Annotated in this window: 3 protein-coding genes; all 3 read right to left on the bottom strand. The window is 77.8% G+C overall.

Annotated elements, in window-relative coordinates; translation table 11 throughout:
• Positions 1-143: 143 nt before the first annotated feature.
• Positions 144-287, bottom strand: coding sequence for a VenA family class IV lanthipeptide (locus ACFV6I_RS06465; RefSeq protein ID WP_159398410.1), 144 nt, complete (start codon positions 285-287; stop codon positions 144-146).
• Between the two features lie 261 nt (positions 288-548).
• Positions 549-2,546: an alpha/beta hydrolase family protein gene (locus tag ACFV6I_RS06460; protein WP_380423746.1), complete on the bottom strand. Its 1,998-nt coding sequence runs from the start codon at positions 2,544-2,546 to the stop codon at positions 549-551.
• Positions 2,543-5,512, bottom strand: a complete 2,970-nt coding sequence (locus tag ACFV6I_RS06455) for a lanthionine synthetase LanC family protein (RefSeq protein WP_380423745.1) — start codon at positions 5,510-5,512, stop codon at positions 2,543-2,545. The genes ACFV6I_RS06460 and ACFV6I_RS06455 overlap by 4 nt, the downstream gene beginning before the upstream one ends.
• Positions 5,513-5,686 lie beyond the last annotated feature (174 nt).

Here is a 5,686-nt window from a genome sequence, read left to right as displayed (position 1 = left end):
CGGGCGGCCGGCGGGCACGCGGGCCGGCCCGCGCTCAACGGGGGGGCCGGGGGGGGGGGTGGGGGCCCGGGCCGGCCACCGGGGGGGCCCCCACCCCCCGAGCCCCCCGGGGGGGGGCCGCCACCCACGGCTCACCGCCTGGATCAGCTGTTGGTGAAGATCAGGCAGGTGAGGATGAGACAGGTGTACTGGCAGCCGGCGCCGTGGCCGGTCAGCTCGACGGACTCGGTCTCCGGCAGGTCCTGCAGCGCCGCGAGGTCGGTCTCGAAGTCCACCATGTTCTCCATGATCGGGTTCCTCCCCTGGAACTACGCCCGCCGCGATCTGCCTGCGGGCATCGGGTGTCGCCCCCGGGCGGCTCGGTCCGCCGCGCCGGGGTGGTGCCCCGGGCCGCGTCGGGCCCGGGAGTCTGTGTGGTGAGGTGTCGACGTTCTGAGATGTCGAGATGTCGAGGTGCCGACGTCCTGAGATGTCGAGGTACCGACGTGTCGACGTCCTGAGGAGTCGAGGAGTCGAGGGGTCGACGTACCGAGGTGCCGGGGCTCCGGTCAGCCCGGTCGGCCGGTCCGCAGGAAGGCGGCCAGCAGCTCGTGCAGCACGGCCGCGCCCTCCTCGGCGAGCACCTCGTGGCCCGATCCGGCCGCCTCGACGTACCGGAAGTCCGCGCCCTCGACCCGGCCGATCCGCAGCAACTCGTGCCGCAGCGAACGGGACTGGCTCACCGGCACGACCTCGTCCCGGTTGCCGTGCACCACCAGCAGCGGGGCGCTCAGCCGGTGCGCCAGCTGGAGGACGTCGCGCGGGCCACGGGCGTCGGTGATCGGCTCGTCGCCGGCCAGCCGGGTGGTCAACGCCCGTACGGGGGCCGCCGCTTCGGCCAGCAGCCGGGCACCGGACAAGAACGGTGCGACCACCGCGCAGCGGGACACCTGCTCGGCCGGCGCGTGCGCGGCCGCCAGCAGCGCCAGGAACGCGCCGTAGCTGACCCCGAACAGGGCCGGCGGCTCCAGCCCGAGCGCCGCGCGCTGGCCGGCGATGCCGTCCAGCAGGTACAGCACGTCGTCCAGGTCGGGCCCGCCCCAGGCGCCCCGGATGGCCATCGCGTGCGCCACCCCGTAGCCGGTGGAGCCGCGCTGGTTCGGTGCGATCACGGCCAGGCCCTCGGCGGCCATCCGCTGAAGGGCCGGGTCGAACTCCAGCCGCCAGGCGTCCGCCGGGCCCCCGTGCAGCGCCAGCACCAGGTGCGGGCTGCTCAGCCAGGTGTCCCCGCCGTACACCACGGCCTCCAACGGCCCCGCAGGACCGGCGAGTTCGAGGCTCTGCGCGGGCTGCCAGCGGCTGCCGTCCCCGGGTGCGGTGCTGCCGTCCACCCGCCAACCCGGCGGCTGGGTACGGGGGGTGCGCGGACCGCCGGGCTGCCAGGGCAGCACGGTGTCCCGCCACGGGCCGGGCAGGCCGGAGCCCAGCGGCGCCAGTTGCAGTGGCAGCGGCATCGGCATCGGGCCGGACCCGGGCTTCGCCGGGCCGTGTGCCAGCAGCGCGTCCACGTCCAGGGCGGCCAGCGCCGCCGGGTGGTCGGGCGAGGAGTAAGGGAGCCGCAGCGCCGCCCCGCCCCAGTGGCCGACCGCGCCGAGCCGGCCGGGCGGCACCGGCAGCTGGTCCAGCCGGCCGGCGGCGGCCCGCCACAGGGCGAGCGCGGAGCCGGCGCCGTGGTCGACCTGCACCGCCACCTGCGGGCCGTCCGCCGTCCGCCGCAGCGCGACCGGCCGCAGGAACATGCCCGCGACGTGCAGGCACTCCGGGAACCGCAGCGGTTCGCCGCCGCCCAGCACGCCCCAGCCGAGTCGGTCGGTGCCCGGTGCGTCGCTGCGCACCATCGCGAACCGGCTGTCCGGGTCGAACAGCACCAGCCGGTCGTTGCTGCGCTCGCCGATCTCCAGCAGCGGGGTGGTCGTGCCGCTGCGCAGGTCCAGCACCACGGTGCGGACGAGCCCCGCGTTCACCCGGTCCAGCGCCAGCAGCGCCCCGGCGTGGTCCAGCCAGGCGCCGCCGCCGTGCAACCCCGGGATCTCGGCGACCCGTTCGGGCTCGCTGCCGTCCGTCCGCACCAGCCAGGCGGTGGTCGCCGGGCGGGTGTCCGTCCCGAGGGCGAGCGCCATCGGCGTTCGAGGACCGGCCCCGGGGGGCGTCGGGATCGGCAGCAGCCGCAGCCCGGGCATCCGGATCGTGGCCACCTGCTGTTCCACGGCGCCGTTCTCGCCGTACGAGAGGCGGACCAGGTCGTGCCGATCGCCGTCGTGCCGGCAGACCAGCACCGAGCCGTCCGGCAGCGCGACCAGTTGCGAACGCAGGCTCTCCGACCGGTTGCCGGGCAGCGGCAACGCGAGCGGCGTGGCCGGCCCGCCGTCCGACGGCAGCCGCCAACTCTCCACGTACCAGCCGCCGTCGGCGGCCGAGGCGAGGCAGGCGGCGTGACCGCCGTCGGCGGCGAAGGTGAAGCTCAGTCGGCGCAGCGCCTGCGCGACGGTCCGGGTGGCCACGTTCATGCCCCGCTCACCCCGCTTGCCGCGCCCTGGGACCGGCGTACGGCGGGCGGCACCGGATCCACCCAGAGCCGGGGGCCGCCGTGCCGCAGCCGCAGCAGGAAGGCCAACGCGCCCGCCGCGCCGGTGCCGTAGCCGGCCGCGCAGCCCGTCCCGGTCTCGTCCGGCAGCACCAGCAGGCCGCCCCGCAGCGCCGACCGGGCGGCGATCAGCTGCGCCAACTCCTCGGAGCCGGAACGGAATTCACGCTCGTCGGCGACATCGGCGGCCTCGGCAAGGTCGAGCAGGTACTCGCCGTCGCCGGCCAGGCCGTGGCAGGCGCTCACCCCGCCGTGCCAGCGCCCGGCCAGTACGGCCCGCCCGGCGGCCAGCGCCAGCCCGTGCGCGGTGGCGTCGCCGGTGGCCCGCCAGAGCCGCAGCAGGAAGGTGCCCACGCCGGACGAGCCGCTGCACCAGTGCGCCAGCCTGACGCGGTCCGGATCGTCCGCGCTCTGCGGCCACCAGGCGCTGTCGCGCGGCGCGTCCCAGCGGACGGTCGCGGCGAGCGTGCGCCCGGCCTCGACGGCGCCGGCGAGCAGGTCGCGGTCGCCGGTCGCCTCGGCGGCGGCCAGCAGGAAGGCGCCCACACCGGCCACGCCGTGCGCGAAGCCGAGGTGGGTGATCCCGGCGAGCGCCGAGTCGAAGTCCGCCGGCACCGGCCACACCCGCCCGTACGGCTCGTGCCGGGCGGCGGCGAGCAGGGCGTGGCCGCAGTGGGCGGCGCGGTCGAGGAAGTTCGGGTCACCGGCGGCTTCGGCGGTGAAGCCCTCGGCAGCAAAGCGGAGTTGGGTGAACCCGGAGCCGGCCGCGCCGTGGCAGACGTCGGGGTTGGGCCACTCGACGGGGATCCGCCGGGCGAGCGCGGCGGCCCGAACGGCCAGCGCGTCGTCGCCCAACGACCGGGCGGCGTCCAGCAGCGCCCAGGCCGTCCCCGACCGCCCGAAGTGCAGCCCGGGCAGCACCACCGGCTCGGCGGCCAGGCGCTGTTCGATCCACCCGGCAGCCGTCCGTGCCGTCCGCGCGGCCTCCGCGCGCACCCCGCCCGGCAGGCCCTCCGCCGCCACCGCCCGCGCCAGCACCGCCAGCACCCCGGCGGCGCCGTGCTGCACATTGCACGGATCCGTCCGCTCCCCGGCGGGCACGACCGGCCACAACCGGTCCCGCCGCAGCGGCGTGGCCGTGACGGCCAGCTGCCGCAGGCCGTCGCACAGCACCCGGTCGAGGAGGCCGGCCGACGCGCGGCAGGCGGCGTCCGCAGCGGCGCCGTCGGGGCGGACGGCAGCCCGGGGGCCGCCGGTCGTGGCGGTCGCGGCGGTCGGGTCGGTCGCGGAACGGTCGTCGTGGGCGTCGGCGGAGTGCTCGGCGGGCGTGGCCCGGTGGGCCGCAGCGCGCCACGGCGGAGCGGCGGCGGCCCGCATGGCACCGGCCCTGGCGGGCGCGGCACTGCCGTCGGCGGCTCGCTGCGGGGGTGCGGTGGCGGCGGCGCCGGTCGGGCCGGTGGCATGGGGGCCGTCGGGGTGTCGGGTGTGCGCGGTCCGCCGGTTCGGGGCCTGCCACAGGGGGGTGACGGCGGTGGTGGTCTCATGCCCGTGCGCGGCACCGGGAGCCCCGCCCGGGCGTGTGTCATCGCCGCGCCGGGCGTCCGCGGTGGCTTCGCCCGCGAGTTCCGCCCTGACCTGGGCGAGGCTCCAGCGCTGCCCCGGCTGTTCGTCCCGGAGGCCGAGGACGGCGGGGGCGAGGCGGCGGGCGGTGGTGCCGGTGCGGGCGGCGAGGGCGAGCCAGCGGCCGAGGCGTTCGGTGACCGGGCGGGCCCGGGGGAGGTCGTCCGGGAGCAGCGGGTCGTGGCCGGTGGCGAGGAGGAAGAGCAGGCCGCCGAGGGCGTACAGGTCGACGGCCGGGTCGGCGACGCAGGTGCCGTCGTGGACGAGGCCGAGCCGGCCGGGCCCCTGTTCGGGGGCGCGGTAGCCGGGGGTGCCGGCGGAGCCGGCGGAGCGGCCGGTTTCGGCGGCGAGTTCGAGGTCGACGAGCCGGAGGCGGCCGTCGGGGCGGACCATCACGTTGCCGGGGGAGAGGTCGCGCAGGACGAGTCCTTGGGCGTGTACCCGTTCGACGAGGTCGAGGAGGGCGTGCGCGACCGGTCCGGCGGCGGCCCAGTCGACGTCGGGGCTGCCGTCGCGCCGCAGCCGGGCGGCGACCCACGCGCCGAGCGGCTGTCCGGCGATTCGTTCCTGCACGAGGAAGACGGAGTCGTCCCGTTCGATCAGTTCGATCGGGCGGGGTGTCAGGCCCTGCCCGTCCAGCCGGGTCAGCAGGGCGGCCTCGTGCCGCAGGGCGTCGCGGGCGTCGGTGCCGGCCCGGTCGATCTCGATGTGTGCGCGGGCCTGCTTGACCACGACCTCGGCGCCGCTCGCGGCCTCCCGGCCGAGGAAGACCCCGCCCTTGGTGCTGTGCCGTACGGCGGCGGTGATCGCGTACCGCTCGGCGAGCAGCACGCCGGCGCCGCGTTTCGGCCCCGGCCGGGCCGCACCGGTCTCCAGCGGGTCGCTGGCCCAGGACGGCGCCCGGTAGGAGGCGCCGCGCACGTCCTCGGCCCGTTCGCCGTCCGGCCCGTGCAGGACGGACCGGTACTCCCCGTCGTGGCCGAGCTCGGCGCGGGCCGCGAAGGCGCCGTACCGGTAGTGGACCAGGCTGCCGGGCCGGTAGGGGCGGTCGGAGAGTACGACGGGCCCGGGCAGTCCGGCGGTGGCCCGGTCGAGTCCGGCGGCCAGCCGCCGGAACTGGGCGTCGTCGGCCGGGTAGACGGTGATGAACTTTCCCGCCGAACCCCGATCGCTGTTACGGGAGTTGAGTTCGCGCAGCCGCTGCTCCCCGGCGGCGAACTTGAACGGGCACGGGTCGTCGGCGAGAGCCCGTACGACGGCCGCGAGCACTGCTTCGCCCGCCGCCGAGGCCGCGCTGACGTGGAGCTTCCAGCCCTGCTCCGGGAGTGGAACCGGGGGGGGGGGGCGCGCGCGGGGCCCCCAAAACCCCCCCCCGGGCCCACCCACACCCCCCCCCCCCCCCCCCCCCCCCCCCCCCCCCCCCCGCCCCCCCCCGCCCCGCCC

This window comes from Kitasatospora sp. NPDC059803 (genome assembly GCF_042732255.1).
GTDB lineage: Bacteria > Actinomycetota > Actinomycetes > Streptomycetales > Streptomycetaceae > Kitasatospora.
Note: the sequence above shows the minus strand (reverse complement) of the source record. Positions and strands in the feature narration are given on the sequence as shown.